Raw genomic sequence first — 13,861 nt, 5'->3', positions numbered from 1 at the left:
GACCGCCGCGATTCCTTCGCTGCGACCCAACGGTCCCCAGAAGACCACGTCTGAGGTCAGGGCCTGGGAGAGCAGGGCAGTCACATAGCTGTCGTTCGAGGCGTTGAACGCGGAGATGAACGTGTCGATCGCGGAGCGTGCGGTCTCTTCCTGCATGCCCCAGTAATACCAGCCGTTTCGCGTGCGCTCGTCCCACGAGCCGCCTTCCGATCACGGTGAACCATCCCAGTCACAGCACTAGGCCGACGGGTCCTAAGACGTCGTTTCCTTTGGTGTCCGGCGTTCGTTGACGGGACGTGGACCGTCTTGTTGAGCAGTTGGTGCCGGACGAGCATTGGGAGCTGTTTCGGCGGGTGGTGCCGCCGAAGGTGGTGCATCGGCCGCAGGGCGGGGGACGTCGGCGGGCCGGGGACCGTGAGGTTCTGGCAGCGATCGTGTTCGTGGCGACGTCGGGCTGCACCTGGCGCCAACTCCCGCCGGTCTTCGGAGCTTGCTGGCAAACGGTGTACAAGCGGTTCGCGCGTTGGAGCCGCGAGCGCGTGTGGGCCCGCCTCTACCGGGTCATCCTGGACGAGCTCGGCTCACGCGGGCAGCTCGACTGGTCCAGGTGCGCGATCGACTCGGTAAGCATCCGAGCCCTCAAGGGGGCATCTGACGGGACCGAATCCGACCGACCGCGGCAAGAAGGGATCAAAGATCCACCTGATCTGCGACCGCACCGGCCTGCCGATCTCACTCGCGATCTCGGGCGCCAACCTGCACGACAGCCAGGCCCTGGAACCCTTGGTGCGCGGCATCCCACCGATCCGCTCGCGCCGTGGACCACGTCGACGTCGCCCCGCCAAACTGCACGGCGACAAGGGCTACGACTACGACCATCTGCGGCAATGGCTGCGCGAGCGCGGCATCGTGCCGCGGATCGCCCGCCGTGGCGTCGAGTCCTCCCAACGCCTGGGCAGCCATCGCTGGGTCGTGGAACGCACGATGTCCTGGCTTGCCGGCTGCCGTCGCCTGCACCGGCGATATGAGCGCAAGGCTGAGCACTTCCTCGGCTTCGCGGGCATTTCCGCAGCCCTCATCTGCCACCGCCGCCTCGTCCGTGCAGACGCGCGGAACCAGTCAGCGTGAGACTGCTCCAACACTGCTCGCCCAGACCCGGAGGGGCACCACCTCCGGCTCGGCTACGGTCTGCTCCGAGGAGTTCTGCACGCCTTCCAGGCCCGACCAGGCCGTGCCGCCCGGCTCACCGTCGACCAGGAACCCCTCGATGATCGGCCCGAGGTCGTCAGAAAGTACGTAGGCGCCACCGAACGGCAACGCATCCGCCGGAACTGACCCCGTCGAGCACCGGAGCTGCCCGGCCTGCTCGTCATGCCACACGTAGAACGTCGCCACCCCGGGAAAGCCCAGCTCGCGGATACGGACCTGGATGGCTGAGGCAGTCCACTCGAAGGCGGCCACCACCGCGGAGACGGACAACGACCTCCTGTCCTCGTCCTCCGCACTCAACCACCAGGTGTTGGTCTCCCACTCCACCCGACGGTCAGCCGGCTCCAGTACCAGGGGCTCGTCCGCCACCTCAGCGATCCATGTCAACAGCACCACAGCAGTATCCCCGCATGGCCCGTGGCCCCAGGAACCGCCATAAGAAACGACGTCTAAGGCCTGGCTGGACGACGACGGAGCGACGGTGTGGGATCCCTGGGAGCTTCGTCGCAGCACACGGTTCGACCGTATGGCAGGCCTCGTCGTCGATCTCGAAGCCGGCCGCCGTACGGGAGGCGGCGTCGGCCCGTTGTACATTTACCTGCACCTCGTCGGCGTGTGCGCGGCCCCCGAGGTCAACCCGGACCCGCTGCCCAATCCATACGACTTCACCCTTCCCGACTGGACCTGAACGGATCTCCGGGGCCAGCGCTCCACGCGGTCCAGTGACTTCGTCATCAAGAACGTCACCAGCCGCACGGTCAACACCGGCGGCTACTTCCCGGACATCACCACCAACACCTACGGCCGGGCCCTGCCCACCTACTACCTGCCGTCCGGGCCAAGGCCTACGTCCACACCGGCAGCGGCCGCAACTACCGGGACAGCAAAGGCAACCACCACATCTACCGCGGCTACGTCCGCCACGTCCTGCTGAACACCAGGCGTGAAGAACCCGGACCTGCGGCTGAAGAAGCCCGGCAGCCGGGACGACAACACCTCCACCGGCAGCATCAGCACCTGCAACTGGAAGACCGCCGCCAACGGCACCACCTACGGCTGCTGGCACACCAGGGCCCGCAGCGCAGAACCAGGGCCCGCGGCCTGGTTCTGCGCTGCGGGCTCCGTCACGACGGGTGAGGTCAGACCGTCCACCTCGTCCTTGCCGTCGAGTCGGCGGAACTCCGGGTCGCCGTCGGCCCGCCACCGGACTTCAGCTTCCGGTCGGGCTGGTACTTCGACGCCTCGTTCCAGCGCAGGTTCTCGGAGAACTTCGTGAGGTCGAGGGTGACGGTCTGATTGCCGCCGGTACCGATCATGCTCATCAGCCCCGGGGCGGCCGACGGTGAGCGTCTCGTCGGTGGTGTCCGGCTGGATGTCCACCCCGTGACCCCCTTCGCGTGAGCGCGGGATAGGTGCGGGCACCGGGTGGGGTGCCGTCCACAGGGGTCAGGGCGTGGCCCCTCAGGTGTGGTGCTGGCCTGGGTGCGGGTCAGGCCGCGTCCGGGCGACGGAGCCCATCTCCTCGCGCGCTTGCGGGCTGCGGTCTTCACGGCGTCCGTCGTGCCGACCGGGGTACGGGCCGGGAGCCCGCTGGCAGGGGGCGCGGGCGGCAAGGTCTGCGGCGCCGGAGTGCCGCCGAACAGGGTTGCGCGGCTTCGCCTTTTACGGGGAACACGATGTCGCCGAGTTTCGGCTCTGGTCCACTTCTTGTGATGCGTGACAGTCCATCACGGGTTCGAGCGAGTGCGCAGCGCGGAGCATGGCGTGAAGGGGGTGTCATGATCGTGCCCTTGGCGAACGAGGCGGTGATGGGGAGGACGAGTGGAGCGCTACACAGCCGATCAGCTTCGAGTGATTGCGTTCGAGGAGGACGTGCGGGCCCGTCCGGCTATGTACTTCCGTGTTGAGCGAGACAGCCCCGAGCTTCCCACTGAGGTGCTTCAGCGGGTGGTCTGGGATGCGCTACACCGCCGTAACGGCACGCATGGGCTGATCAGTGTGGAGATCACATCTGACCTGAGTTTCACGGTGGAGGACGATCAACCTCACAGCGCCGACGAGCAGCAAAGGCCCCTTCCCGGGTTCTACGAATCTCTGCTCGACAAGGATCGATGGGCTCCCGCAGCAGCCGCTGCACTCAGCGTCCGAACGGTCATTGAGGTCTGGCTGGACCACCGTGGCTATCGCCAGGAGCTGGTCGGGGCGGCTCCTACGGGCGCCTGGCAGGAGTTTCGGGCGCGCAGGCCGTTCGGAACCAGGACCACGTTCCACCTCGATCCCTCGTACTTCGGTCCGGGGGAGACCATCGGCTGGGCATTGCGAGCAGAGGAACTACACGGAGAAGGATGCGACTCACATCCCTCACCCGCGACGTTCCCGATTCACGATTTGCGCTCAGGAGCCGACCGCTCAGCTGGCGAGTAGAACCCGCTTCCGTAGCAGGTCGAAGCCAGCGCGACCGTACATCTGGCGCTTGAGCATCTTGATCCGGCTGACGTGGCCTTCGACGACTCCGGAGTTCCACGGCTGCGTGAGTCCGGCGGTGACGGCGTCGAGGTCGCGTTCTAGGTGCCGGGCGAATCGCTGGAGGCTGGGCAGGTCGGCGGTGGTTGCGGCTTCGATCCATGCCGGCAGTTGGTGGCCTTGCAGCTGGGTGAGCATGTGGGCGAAGGAGCGGATGTGCCCGGCGAGTGCGTGCAGTTCTGGGGTTCGCCAGTACGGCCTTGAGCTGGAGTTGGTCGCTCTCGGCCGGTGTCGGCGTACACGTGAACGTGCTCAGTCACGTACGGATGAACGTGCTCACTTCCTGACGTACCGGAGCTTGATCGTGGGCAGTCTGCTGCTGGCCTGTGAAGGGTGGCGGAGGGCGGCTGATCGTGGTCTTGGACCCGCAACGATGGGTGGACCTTCGACGTTTCCGCGGGCTGTTCGAGTCCGGGGCGATGAGCCTGTCGGAGATCGTGAAGGAGACCGGGCTCAACCGCCGCACGGTCCGTAAGTACCTGTCCTCTGAAGGCCCGGTTGCCCCGCCTCGTCGAGTTGCGCCCGGACATGGCCGTCGGCGAAAGGTGGATGAGGTCGCGCCCTTGATCGACGCGATGCTGCGGTCCGAGGTTCTGATCAAGGGGGCCGTGGTGCACGAGCGGTTGGTGGCCGAGTACGGCTTCACCGGCACCTACCAGCGTGTGAAGCTCTATATGCAGGAGGCCCGGCCACGGATCGCGGAGGAACTGGGCATCAGCCCGGGCGAGCTGGCCGGCCTGCACCGCCGGTTCGAGGTCGTGCCTGGAGCGCAGGCCCAGGTCGACTGGGGAGACGAAGGCCAGATCCTCGCCCATGTAGGGATTCCGAAGGTCTACTCGTTCCACATGACCTTGTCCTATTCGCGAGGTCCGTTCTGCTGCTTCACCACCAGCCAGGACTTGGCTACCTTCTTCGACTGCCACCGGCAGGTGTTCGCCCACTTCGGCGGGGTGCCGATGTCGATCGTCTATGACCGCACCAAGACCGTTGTCCGACGCCACGTCGCACCGGGCGAGGCCGTTCCCTTGCACCCGGAAGCGGTCGGATTTGCCGGGCACTACGACTTCGACATCGACGTGCTGGCGGCCTACCGCCCCACCGGGAAGGGCCGGGTTGAACGTCAGGTCCTGATCGTCCGCGACCACGTCCTGGCCGGACGGTCCTTCTCCTCCATCGAGGAGCTGGACTCCGCTTTCAACGCCTGGGTGCTGTTGCGTCGGGCGAGGTCCCACGGCACCCACGGCGAAGTCATCGGGCACCGCGCGATCCGCGACCACATGGCCCTCAGGCCCCTGCCGGGCTGGGGCCACGCGGCCGGTGGCTTTCACGGGTTCCACGCGCCTGCTCCGGCCATGGGATGCGTACCGTCATCGGCGGCTGGGACGACGTCCAGCCGGCAGGCGCCCCTCCGACGCCGCGTCAACGGCATGCCCGGCCCTCTCACCAGGGGGTGACTCAAGGCGCGGGGCCCCCGGGTGGTGATTTCGTCTCCGGGGCCCCGCGCCACGGGGTTCAGTCGTCCCCGTTCGCGTCGTCGGTGGCACCCCAGCTTGGATACCGAGGAGCCGCAGCGTCAGGTGTCGAGGTACCGGACACGGACGGGCTCGCCCTCCCAACGCTTGGGGGCGGTGGTGGCGACGATGGCGCCGTCGGGCCAGCGGGGTTGGGCTGAGCAGAGTACTGAGCGTGAGCCTGGGCCCTGATGGCCTGCCGGGCGATAGCCGGGACGGCGGGGAGGCCGAGGTCCAGCACGGTGATGCCCGGCAGCGCGGCCAGGTTTCGGCTGTGCCGGGGCGTATCCGATCGGCCTCGGCGAGCGCGTACAGGTACCAGTCGACTTCCGCGTGAGCACGGTGGATCAGCCGGGAGGCGAGAACGTTCCCGCAGCCAACGGCCGCCATCGCGGTCCCGTCCAGGACGATGTGCGTGGCGTCGATCACGGGCGCTGCACCTGCGCGAGGCGACGGCCGAACTCGTCGTCCAGGTCGCCCTCCTCGGTGAACGCATACCCGGCCCACGGAAGCAGGGAGCAGTCACCAAGGGTGGGCAGCCCGGAGGAGAGCGGGGGACCATCCCCACCCGAACGGGGAACAGACAGCGGCGGCAGCGGGATCACGAGCCAGTCGGGGACCATCCCCGCACGAGCGAGGAGCAGATGCCGCGGACCTTGGGTTCGGCCTTGGCGTCGGGACCATCCCTGCGCGAGCGGGGAGCAGCCGACGTGAACCTGACCCTGAAGCTCCGCCTGCCGGCGCCCGACGGCGAGCGGATCCGTCCCCGCGGACCATCCCCACGCGAGCGGGGAGCAGCTGCGCACGATCGTCACCGAGCGGGTGGCGTGGGGACCATCCCCGCGCGAGCAGGGAGCAGTCTCCCGGTCCGCCCAGTACCGGCGCGAGGGAGCCATCCCCTGCGCGAACGGGGAGCAGCCGGATTTCACGCCGGAGCTTGCCGGATTCGTGGGACCATCCCTGCGCGAGCGGGGAGCAGGCCGTTCAGCCCGCGATCGCATCGATCGGCGCGGGACCATCCCCGCGCGAGCGAGGATCAGTAGATCTCCGGGAAGGTCGGCTCGTCGGTGTAGGGACCATGCCCGCGCGAACGGGGAACAGCCCGAGGGCGGGTTCCTCGTCGCCCCGCAGCAGGGACCATCCCCGCGCGAGCGGGGAACCGCCGTCCGCAAAGACGATGTCCCGGACGGCGGTGGGTCCATCCCTGCGCGAGCGGGGAGCAGCCGTCCTTCATCAACTTGGTCGGCTTGGCCAGAGACCATCCCCGCGCGAACGGGAGCAGAGGGAGGGGCGGCGGTCGCTCGTTCGTGTCCGGGGCCATTCCCCACGCGAGCAGGGAGCAGCACAGCTGGATGCGGTACGCGGTGCCGCCGGCGGGGCCATCCCCACGCGAGCAGGGAGCAGTCTGTGATCCGGGTGCCCAGGACTGAGAGGGGTGGGACCATCCCCGCGCGAGCGGGGAGCAGGTCTTGCTGACGGCCGCTCTCCCCTAGTGCAGGGGACCATCCCCGCGCCAGCGGGGAACAGGTGTACACCCCGGCCGACGGCGAGCCCGAGGAGGGACCATCCCCACGCGAGCGGGGAGCAGGTACGGCTCCATGGAAATGAGGTAGACGTGCAGGGCCCCGCGCAAGCGGCAGCAGCCGGCCCCGGCCCTCCCCGGCGAGCACGGGGTGGGACCATCCCCGCGCGAGCAGGGAGCAGGCACCGGCCACCACCTCCGGGCCCCGGAGCCAGGGAGCAGGCACCGGCCACCACCTCCGGGCCCCGGAGCCAGGGACCATCCCCACGCGAGCGGGGAACAGGAACGCGGCGAGCTCGCGCGCGGACGCGTCCCAGTCCCGCGCAAGCGGGGAGCAGCGCGTACTGGGCACCGGTCTCGACGAGGTGCGCGGGATCATCCCCGCGCAAGCGGGGAGCAGACCCGACGGCCGGCTCCGCGACATGGAGGGCCGGGGGCCATCCCCGCGCGAACGGGGAGCAGCCCGAAGGCGGGTTCCTCGTCGCCCCGCAGCAGGGACCATCCCCACGCGAGCGGGGAGCAGGCGGAGTGATTGGCGATCGACTTGACCTCCCCGGGACCATCCCCACGCGAGCGGGGAGCAGCGCAGGGGTCAGGCCCCGGTGCCGGCCTTCGTGGGACCATCCCCACGCGAGCGGGGAGCAGTGTGCGGTCCGTCAGCCCCTGGCGAGGCGGTCGGGACCATCCCCACGCGAGCGGGGAGCAGGCGATCGCCGAACCCGTCCACCCCATGACGGCGGGACCATCCCCACGCGAGCGGGGAGCAGTCCCGGAGGCTCTTGTTCTCCGCGTTCTTCTTGGGACCATCCCCACGCGAGCGGGGAGCAGCCTTCACTCTCCGTCCATCGCTCCGGACCGTGGGGACCATCCCCACGCGAGCGGGGAGCAGGCCGGGGTGCCGAGGATGCCGACGTGTTCCCAGGGACCATCCCCACGCGAGCGGGGAGCAGCTGATCACCGAAGCGGTGAAGTGTTCCCGCTCGGGACCATCCCCACGCGAGCGGGGAGCAGGGCCTGGCCGCCGGGCGCGTGGCCATGGCCGCGGGACCATCCCCACGCGAGCGGGGAGCAGATCACCTTGGCCGCCGCGTTCACCCGCTTCGCGGGACCATCCCCACGCGAGCGGGGAGCAGGACAACCCCGACCAGGTGCCCCTGGACGACGTGGGACCATCCCCACGCGAGCGGGGAGCAGGAGCGTTCCGGCGGAACCGAAGCTGCCCATGAGGGACCATCCCCACGCGAGCGGGGAGCAGAGCCATGACGCTCATCTTGCCACTCCGTGTCAGGGACCATCCCCACGCGAGCGGGGAGCAGACCATCCGGCGACCGCCCCGCTCGCCAGCGAGGGGACCATCCCCACGCGAGCGGGGAGCAGAGCCAGGCCGTCGCCCAGGCCGCCGACGTCACGACGTCGACAGAGGGACCATCCCCACGCGAGCGGGGAGCAGTGCGAAAACTTGCGGGGCTGAAGCTCGACGACGGGACCATCCCCACGCGAGCGAGGAGCAGCGGGACCGGAGAATGTCGCCCCGCACGGTTTCGGGACCATCCCCACGCGAGCGGGGAGCAGTCTGCGGTGCGGGTGGTGGTGGCGCGCAGGTCGGGACCATCCCCACGCGAGCGGGGAGCAGATCTGATCCGCCAGCCGCCGGGCCGCATCCTTGGGACCATCCCCACGCGAGCGGGGAGCAGTGCCCCATCTCGGGGAGGACGTCGCGAAGGTCGGGACCATCCCCACGCGAGCGGGGAGCAGCGCCGGGTTTGGGGTACGCCGTACTCCTCGGCGGGACCATCCCCACGCGAGCGGGGAGCAGAGCGAGATCGCCCGCGTACTGGCGTACGCCGCGGGACCATCCCCACGCGAGCGGGGAGCAGACTCGATGACCTGCAGTTCTACCGCACGAGCACCACCGCCTAAACCACTTTCACCGAAACCGGCAAACCAGACGCTCCCTCCCACAGACACCGAACCAACCCACGGGCACGAAGAACAGAACGCGCAACAAATCCTCCACTCACCTGCTTCGCACCTTCCTCTCCCCGGTCGAGAGGACGGCGAGCCAGGCGAAACCTGGACGTGAGGCACCGCCCAGCCACCACACCCCGATCATGCCGGGGTGCACCTTCTCGCCGACAAACAACGCCGCCGTCGCCCCGTTCACCAAGTCGATCTGAACCGCCGCGGTGTGCAGGAGGTACATGCCGCCGAACCCGGCGACGAGGATCGCGCACAGCGCCGGTCGGCAAAAAAGCGTGCCAAAGCCGAAGCAATCGACACCGTTCAGGGTCCGCACCCCAACACCCAGGTAAGGGCCTCGCAGTGGCGAGCCGCCGCTCAGGCGCCAGGCGTTCACCGGTCCCCTCGCTCGTGCGTGCAGAACCCGCGCATCAGCCCCCCACCGCGCTCCGTGAACCACCCCTCGGCGAGAGGTCCCGGTCCGAGAAGCGTCCGAGGCCGGCCTCGGTCTAGGGGGTCAGCTCGATCGTCGCCCATCCTCCAGCCGTCTGGGCGAAAGCCTCTGCGATCTCGACGAACGACGGCCCACGGAAGTAGATCACGGCGGTGTTCGTGGTCTCCAGCGGCGTATGGGACTGGTCCGACACCAGCGTCCCGGGCGATCTGCCGCAACTCGAAGTAGGTGTTGAGCGTCGCCTTGACCTCGTCCCGCATCACGTTCAGCACCTGCTGGCGGTGCGTGGGCGGCTTCAAAGAGGTCAGATACGAGAAGTCTATGCGGCTTCCGTCCGTCCGGGTCACCTCGAAGCCGGGGTACGGACCACGCTGCGGCGGGGCGATCGCGAAGGTCTCGACGCCCGAACCGATCTCGTCCGCTGCCTCATGGTGCAGGTCGAGGAGAAGCAGATGGTCCTCCTCCTCGTCGACGATGCTCCCCACGGAGTACCGGTACAGCACCTCCTATACAGCCTTCCTCGCGTCCCCCTTCGTCCGGAAGGAGCGATGTCCGATCGTCGGGCATGTACAGATCCCCTCTGTGAGTGCTTACCTGCGTCCGAACCTGCGTCGCTTGGACGCGTTGCTCCACCCGGGCCTGTCCTGTGTGCTGCTCGCCGACGAAGAACCAGCGCCGCCCGCTGCGGGGCGGTGGATGAGGGTCAGCCCCTGGTGGTCGACCGGGTTCCAGACGTGGTCAAAGGTGCGGAAGGTGTATCCCTGCTCGTTGTTCGTCGTATGGGCGAGCAGTGCTCTGCCCTGGCCGGCGTACTGCTGAACCTCGTTCCAAAGGGCGTCACGGATCCTCGCCGAAGGGTTCCCGACGAAGACGCCGGCGGAGATCTCCAGAAGCCAGCGGGTCAGGAAACCCCGCAAGCCCGCTGGGCAGTTGGTCAGAACGATCACGGTCACCAGGGCAGCGCCATTTCCTCGTAGCGGCTTCCCTCGCCGTGCCCGTCGCCGTCACCGTGGTTCCAGCCGGCCGCCACCCGCCCACCCCTGTCGCTCAGCACCATGACGACATCTCGGGCACCTTCCAGATCCATTTCCCCGGTCTCGTCGGCCCCAAGGAGAAGCCGCTTGATGTCGCCGACGCAGCGGTCGAGCAAGGAAGTCTGGTGGATGCGATCACGCAGGGCCCTGCGCGTACGGGAACCGACGTCCTCCTCCCCCTCGGCCGCGACCTCGAAGGCGACGGGGATGCCGATGTCCGTCTTATAAAGGTCCGCTATGTCCAGGACGAAGGAGAGCTCGTGGCCGGAATGGACGAAACCGAGCGCCGGACTCCAACCCAGGGACGTGACCACGGCATGAGCGACGCCGTACATGCACTGCGCCGCCGCCGTGATCGCCTGGTTGACCGCGTCGCCCGCGGCGAAGTCGCCAGGAACGTACCTACGACCGCGCCACGGCACTCCCGTCCCCGCGGACTGGGCGCGGTAGCACTTCTTCACACGGTCGCCCTCGCGGCCGAGGAGTTCACGGCGGGTCGCCCCGCTGGGGTCCTCGTCGGGGAACCTCAACCGGTACATGGCACGCGCGACAGCGAGCCGCGACCGGACATTGGCCCACTGGACGGCCTGGGCCTCGACCAGTGCCGAGGAACGGCTCAGCGCCCGCCCACTGGCGTAGTACCGCACTCCCTGCTCCCCCACCCAGACCACAGCCGCGCCGGTCTCCCCCAGAACGCTCATCGCCTGGTGGGTGACGCGAGTACCGGGGCCGAGGAGCAGGGTTCCGATCGTCGCCGAGGGATGTGGGTGACGCCGTCCGCGTCCGTGGCGGTGATGGCGTTGGCGTCCCGGTGCACCGTGCACCGTTCGAGGTAGACGAACGACATTCTCTCGCTCGCGCGGGTCAGTTCACGCGGGGTCAGTGCGCCGCGCTGGGAGACGGTCGTCAACGCGCCGCCCCCTGCGGGAGAGGCGCCAGGGTCATCAGACCGCAGCCGTACGCCTTCGCCTTGCCGATCCCCTGGGTGAGGGTACGGCGCATGAGTTCCGGATCGGTTACCTCTAGGCGCCCGTCGAAGGTGGCGGTGACGAGGGTGACCGGCTTGCCGCGCTTCGCACCCGACGCGCGGGACTTGTCGAACGCGTGGGAGCGGTGGTCGCGAACCGTCAGTTCGTAGCGGTCGCCGTGGTGCTCGCGCCCCTCGTGGGTGGTTCCTCCGGGCAACAGCCGCTTGTCCTTGGGCTTCTCAAGGATGCGGAATCCGCCGCGCTGCTGGCGATCATGGTCCAGCAGCCACCCTTGCTGGTGGTGGGCGGTTACGTGGGCTGTCCGTTTGCGCGGCTCGTCGGCCGTGCGGCGGATGTGGTGCACCGGGTTGGCCGTGAGGCGAAAGCCCCACTGGCCCCCTTCCACCAGCCGGTCGAGGAACGGGGCGTAGGCGCGGGTCTGCCAGCCGGGGCCGTCGACCATGGCCGTCGGCCACCCGGCCTGCTCCACCACGTGCGTGAGGTCAGGGGCGTCGGGGCTGACGAGGAAGAGGAAGACCTCGCCCGGTGCGTTGTTGTCCAGGCGCCAGAGGACCCGAGGGGCGTCGGGCGTCGGCTGGTCGGTGGGCAGCAGGTTGGGGAACGCCGCCATCACGGCGGCGTGCATCACCTGCCGTGAGGACAGAAGGCGACGGGCACCGATGCGGGCTGCGTTGAGCCGGAAGCGGGTCAGATACATCAGTCGCTCTTTTCCGCCAGAGCGGCGAACGGATCGTGGTAGGACGCGGGCTGGTGTGGGCGTGAGTGCGGGTGCGGGTTGGGCGCCTCGACGTCGCGACGCGCGATCGTGCGAAGGGCGTGGCGCCGGTGCTGGGCTGAGAAGCTCAGCGGCTGGTCACGGAGGATGTCCGCAGCAGGATCGTCAGGCTCTGTCTCCTGCAGAACGGTCAGTCTCACGGTGGGGCCGTTGCCCTGTCGTCGCGCGTACCACCGGGATGCCTGCCACGATTCGATGCTCAGAGCCTTCAGCAGGTCCCTTTCCGGGTGGAATCCCAGGTCCACAGGCTGGGCAGGAGGGCAGGAACGGCGGCCGAGGAACGGGGGATACACCGGCGCCGCCAGCGCGGTGCGAAGTTCGTCGAGGAGGTCGTGATCCCCCTCGACGGCGGCGACGAACACGGCGTCGGCGAGGTAGAACCGTTCGGACAGCGGCATGGACTTGCCGGAGTCCGCATGGCGGGCGGTCTGGAAGTCCCGTAGTCGCGTGCCCGGTTGGTCGATCCGTACGGCGAATCGCAGTGCCGCAAGCGGCGCGAGCAGCTCGTCGTCACCTCGCTGGATGCCCTTCGCAGCGGCGAGGAGGCCGATGACACCGCTCTTGGTCGGGGCGGACTCGGTGGTTCGGCGGGCGAACCGGGCCGCGGCCCCCCACGACTGCAGGGGGCCAGCGAGCCTGAGGGTCAGGACGCTCATGCAGGCGTCTCCAGGTGGTCCGCGACAGCCTTGCCTACGGCGGCGACGAGTTCGCCCAACGATTCCGCCTCGGTGCCGAGTCCGCTGAGCTTCTGAGTATTCGGGCCCACCCGCAGGACCCACGTGAGCGTGGTGGCGTCGTCGCCATACTTCCTCTCGACATCCGGGATGTACTTGACCAGCTCCTCGACCGCCTCGCGGACGTGACCGCCCTGGTCACCGCGTACCGGTGCCTCGAATACCGAGACGAAGCTGATGGGGCGGGTGGTGCGGAGCTTGACGATCACAGCGTCGGGGAGAGTGTGATTGCCGAAGGTGTTGATCTTGCCCTGGGGCAAGGAGGCGATGAAGCCGTGGACGAAGGCCTCGACGGCACGGCGTACCGGGGTCGTGAGCGGCTCGTCCTCCCGCAGCCCCTGGCCGAGGTTCTCGGCCAGCTGATGGACGCCAAGGGCGGCGTACCGGTACAGAGTTGCGGAGTTGAAGTCGACAGTGCCGATCATGCCGGCGCCGGGTTCGTCGTCCTCGTTCTCGTCGTCGACGGCCGTGAAGTAGTCCGACTCGTTCTCGACCTTGTGGACGCTGATCGCGTGGGCGACTTGAGCGGCGGCGTCGACGTTGATGTCGGTGACATCGGCGACCATACGGCCGAAGAGCGCGATGTCGACGGAATGGCGGGTGTCGGCGAGCTGCTTGGCCCGGGCCTTGTTCTCCTTGCCCTTGAAGAACGCCTTGCTGTCGGCGGCGCTCTCAACGGCGAGAGCGGCCAGGCCGTCAAGCTGGCGGGAGCTGAGGAAGAGCAGGTACTTGGCCTCGAGCAGCGGCGCGGGCTCCCCGTTCTTCGCCGCGGACTCCGTCTTGCGCTTGGGGGGCGCGATCTGCAGACCGGCAGCCTGGACGACCTCGGCGGCAAGGACCTCTGCCGGCTCACCCTTGAGAGACGTCTCGAGGGCCCCGATCCTGTCGGCGAGCACCTCGACGACCTTTTTGGTACGGACGCCGAGCTCGCCCGGGTCGAGCAGCTGCCTGTCCTCGAAATATTCCCGCGTGGCCCGCTTCCAGGCCTGGCTGGAAACCCGAGCACGAGGCACTCCCCCGTACACGGCAGTCTTCGGGGCACCGGTGTCGTCCCGGTTGAGGTTGCTCGGGGGGACGGTCTGCAGCGCGTGCACGTCGAGGAAGTAGTGGTTCACGAAGCGTCCTTGTCGATGGCGTTGGTGTCGGTGGCG

General features: G+C 68.6%; 12 protein-coding genes, 5 pseudogenes and 1 CRISPR repeat array. Of the genes and pseudogenes, 4 read left to right on the top strand and 13 right to left on the bottom strand.

What is annotated here, in order from left to right; all coding sequences use genetic code 11:
* Nucleotides 1-156: pseudogene (locus tag ACGFYP_RS34210) on the bottom strand (nuclear transport factor 2 family protein); the annotation flags it as partial.
* Nucleotides 157-296: 140 nt separating this feature from the next.
* Here ACGFYP_RS34210 and ACGFYP_RS34205 point away from each other — a divergent pair.
* Nucleotides 297-1,128 (top strand): IS5 family transposase gene (locus ACGFYP_RS34205; RefSeq protein ID WP_393501941.1). Its coding sequence is split into 2 segments (ribosomal slippage): nucleotides 297-644 and nucleotides 646-1,128, totalling 831 coding nucleotides; the frame shifts between segments, so codons are not numbered across the junction.
* Here the strand turns inward: ACGFYP_RS34205 and ACGFYP_RS34200 are convergent.
* Complete coding sequence (locus tag ACGFYP_RS34200; protein WP_393501939.1) at nucleotides 1,120-1,605, bottom strand: hypothetical protein; 486 nt, start codon at nucleotides 1,603-1,605, stop codon at nucleotides 1,120-1,122. The genes ACGFYP_RS34205 and ACGFYP_RS34200 overlap by 9 nt on opposite strands.
* 130 nt (nucleotides 1,606-1,735) lie before the next feature.
* Between ACGFYP_RS34200 and ACGFYP_RS34195 the strand changes: the two genes are divergently transcribed.
* Nucleotides 1,736-1,897 (top strand): hypothetical protein, encoded by a 162-nt coding sequence (locus tag ACGFYP_RS34195; RefSeq protein ID WP_393501937.1) that lies wholly within the window; start codon nucleotides 1,736-1,738, stop codon nucleotides 1,895-1,897.
* A gap of 134 nt (nucleotides 1,898-2,031) precedes the next feature.
* Here ACGFYP_RS34195 and ACGFYP_RS34190 read toward each other — a convergent pair whose 3' ends face one another.
* The gene (locus ACGFYP_RS34190) at nucleotides 2,032-2,250 is read right to left on the bottom strand and encodes a hypothetical protein (RefSeq protein WP_393501935.1); all 219 of its coding nucleotides are present in this window, start codon (nucleotides 2,248-2,250) and stop codon (nucleotides 2,032-2,034) included.
* A 98-nt stretch (nucleotides 2,251-2,348) separates the two neighbouring features.
* Nucleotides 2,349-2,531: a hypothetical protein gene (locus tag ACGFYP_RS34185; RefSeq protein ID WP_393501933.1), complete on the bottom strand. Its 183-nt coding sequence runs from the start codon at nucleotides 2,529-2,531 to the stop codon at nucleotides 2,349-2,351.
* Nucleotides 2,532-3,030: 499 nt separating this feature from the next.
* On the opposite strand from ACGFYP_RS34185, the gene ACGFYP_RS34180 reads away from it, so the two are divergent.
* Nucleotides 3,031-3,633: a hypothetical protein gene (locus tag ACGFYP_RS34180; protein WP_393501931.1), complete on the top strand. Its 603-nt coding sequence runs from the start codon at nucleotides 3,031-3,033 to the stop codon at nucleotides 3,631-3,633.
* Here ACGFYP_RS34180 and ACGFYP_RS34175 read toward each other — a convergent pair.
* A complete protein-coding gene (locus tag ACGFYP_RS34175) occupies nucleotides 3,619-3,870 on the bottom strand; it encodes a transposase (RefSeq protein ID WP_393501929.1) in 252 nt (83 codons plus the stop codon). The genes ACGFYP_RS34180 and ACGFYP_RS34175 overlap by 15 nt on opposite strands.
* A gap of 215 nt (nucleotides 3,871-4,085) precedes the next feature.
* On the opposite strand from ACGFYP_RS34175, the pseudogene istA reads away from it, so the two are divergent.
* Nucleotides 4,086-5,030, top strand: a pseudogene (gene istA, locus ACGFYP_RS34170) (IS21 family transposase); the annotation flags it as partial.
* Nucleotides 5,031-5,305: 275 nt separating this feature from the next.
* Here istA and ACGFYP_RS34165 read toward each other — a convergent pair.
* The 8 genes and pseudogenes from ACGFYP_RS34165 to cas7e all read right to left on the bottom strand — a co-directional run bounded on the left by ACGFYP_RS34165 (nucleotide 5,306) and on the right by cas7e (nucleotide 13,825).
* Nucleotides 5,306-5,633: pseudogene (locus tag ACGFYP_RS34165) on the bottom strand (hypothetical protein).
* Nucleotides 5,634-7,019: 1,386 nt separating this feature from the next.
* Nucleotides 7,020-8,643: direct repeats of the CRISPR family, unit length 29 nt; unit sequence GGGACCATCCCCACGCGAGCGGGGAGCAG.
* A gap of 175 nt (nucleotides 8,644-8,818) precedes the next feature.
* Nucleotides 8,819-9,133: pseudogene (locus ACGFYP_RS34160) on the bottom strand (hypothetical protein); the annotation flags it as partial.
* Nucleotides 9,118-9,681, bottom strand: a complete 564-nt coding sequence (locus ACGFYP_RS34155; protein ID WP_393501927.1) for a DUF3223 domain-containing protein — start codon at nucleotides 9,679-9,681, stop codon at nucleotides 9,118-9,120. The gene ACGFYP_RS34155 and the pseudogene ACGFYP_RS34160, both read right to left, overlap by 16 nt.
* Nucleotides 9,682-9,768: 87 nt before the next feature.
* Nucleotides 9,769-10,131: a type I-E CRISPR-associated endoribonuclease Cas2e gene (gene cas2e, locus ACGFYP_RS34150; RefSeq protein WP_393501925.1), complete on the bottom strand. Its 363-nt coding sequence runs from the start codon at nucleotides 10,129-10,131 to the stop codon at nucleotides 9,769-9,771.
* Nucleotides 10,128-11,122, bottom strand: a pseudogene (gene cas1e, locus ACGFYP_RS34145) (type I-E CRISPR-associated endonuclease Cas1e). The gene cas2e and the pseudogene cas1e overlap by 4 nt, the downstream one beginning before the upstream one ends.
* Nucleotides 11,119-11,898: a type I-E CRISPR-associated protein Cas6/Cse3/CasE gene (cas6e, locus tag ACGFYP_RS34140; RefSeq protein WP_393501923.1), complete on the bottom strand. Its 780-nt coding sequence runs from the start codon at nucleotides 11,896-11,898 to the stop codon at nucleotides 11,119-11,121. Before cas6e ends, cas1e begins: the two are co-directional and overlap by 4 nt.
* Nucleotides 11,898-12,632, bottom strand: a complete 735-nt coding sequence (cas5e, locus tag ACGFYP_RS34135; protein ID WP_393501921.1) for a type I-E CRISPR-associated protein Cas5/CasD — start codon at nucleotides 12,630-12,632, stop codon at nucleotides 11,898-11,900. Before cas5e ends, cas6e begins: the two co-directional genes overlap by 1 nt.
* On the bottom strand, nucleotides 12,629-13,825 hold the full coding sequence (gene cas7e, locus ACGFYP_RS34130; RefSeq protein ID WP_393501919.1) for a type I-E CRISPR-associated protein Cas7/Cse4/CasC: 1,197 nt from the start codon (nucleotides 13,823-13,825) through the stop codon (nucleotides 12,629-12,631). Before cas7e ends, cas5e begins: the two co-directional genes overlap by 4 nt.
* Nucleotides 13,826-13,861: the final 36 nt, after the last annotated feature.

It is taken from the genome of Streptomyces sp. NPDC048370 (genome assembly GCF_043200825.1).
Taxonomy (GTDB): Bacteria; Actinomycetota; Actinomycetes; order Streptomycetales; family Streptomycetaceae; genus Streptomyces.
This window is presented reverse-complemented; position numbering and strand designations above follow the sequence as displayed.

Bases quoted from the DNA above. Each gene is read 5' to 3' on its own strand.
- ACGFYP_RS34195 (WP_393501937.1), top strand. From the start codon at position 1,736: ATGGCAGGCCTCGTCGTCGATCTCGAAGCCGGCCGCCGTACGGGAGGC.
- ACGFYP_RS34185 (WP_393501933.1), bottom strand. From the start codon at position 2,531: ATGAGCATGATCGGTACCGGCGGCAATCAGACCGTCACCCTCGACCTC.
- ACGFYP_RS34175 (WP_393501929.1), bottom strand. From the start codon at position 3,870: ATGCTCACCCAGCTGCAAGGCCACCAACTGCCGGCATGGATCGAAGCC.
- cas6e (WP_393501923.1), bottom strand. From the start codon at position 11,898: ATGTATCTGACCCGCTTCCGGCTCAACGCAGCCCGCATCGGTGCCCGT.
- cas5e (WP_393501921.1), bottom strand. From the start codon at position 12,632: ATGAGCGTCCTGACCCTCAGGCTCGCTGGCCCCCTGCAGTCGTGGGGG.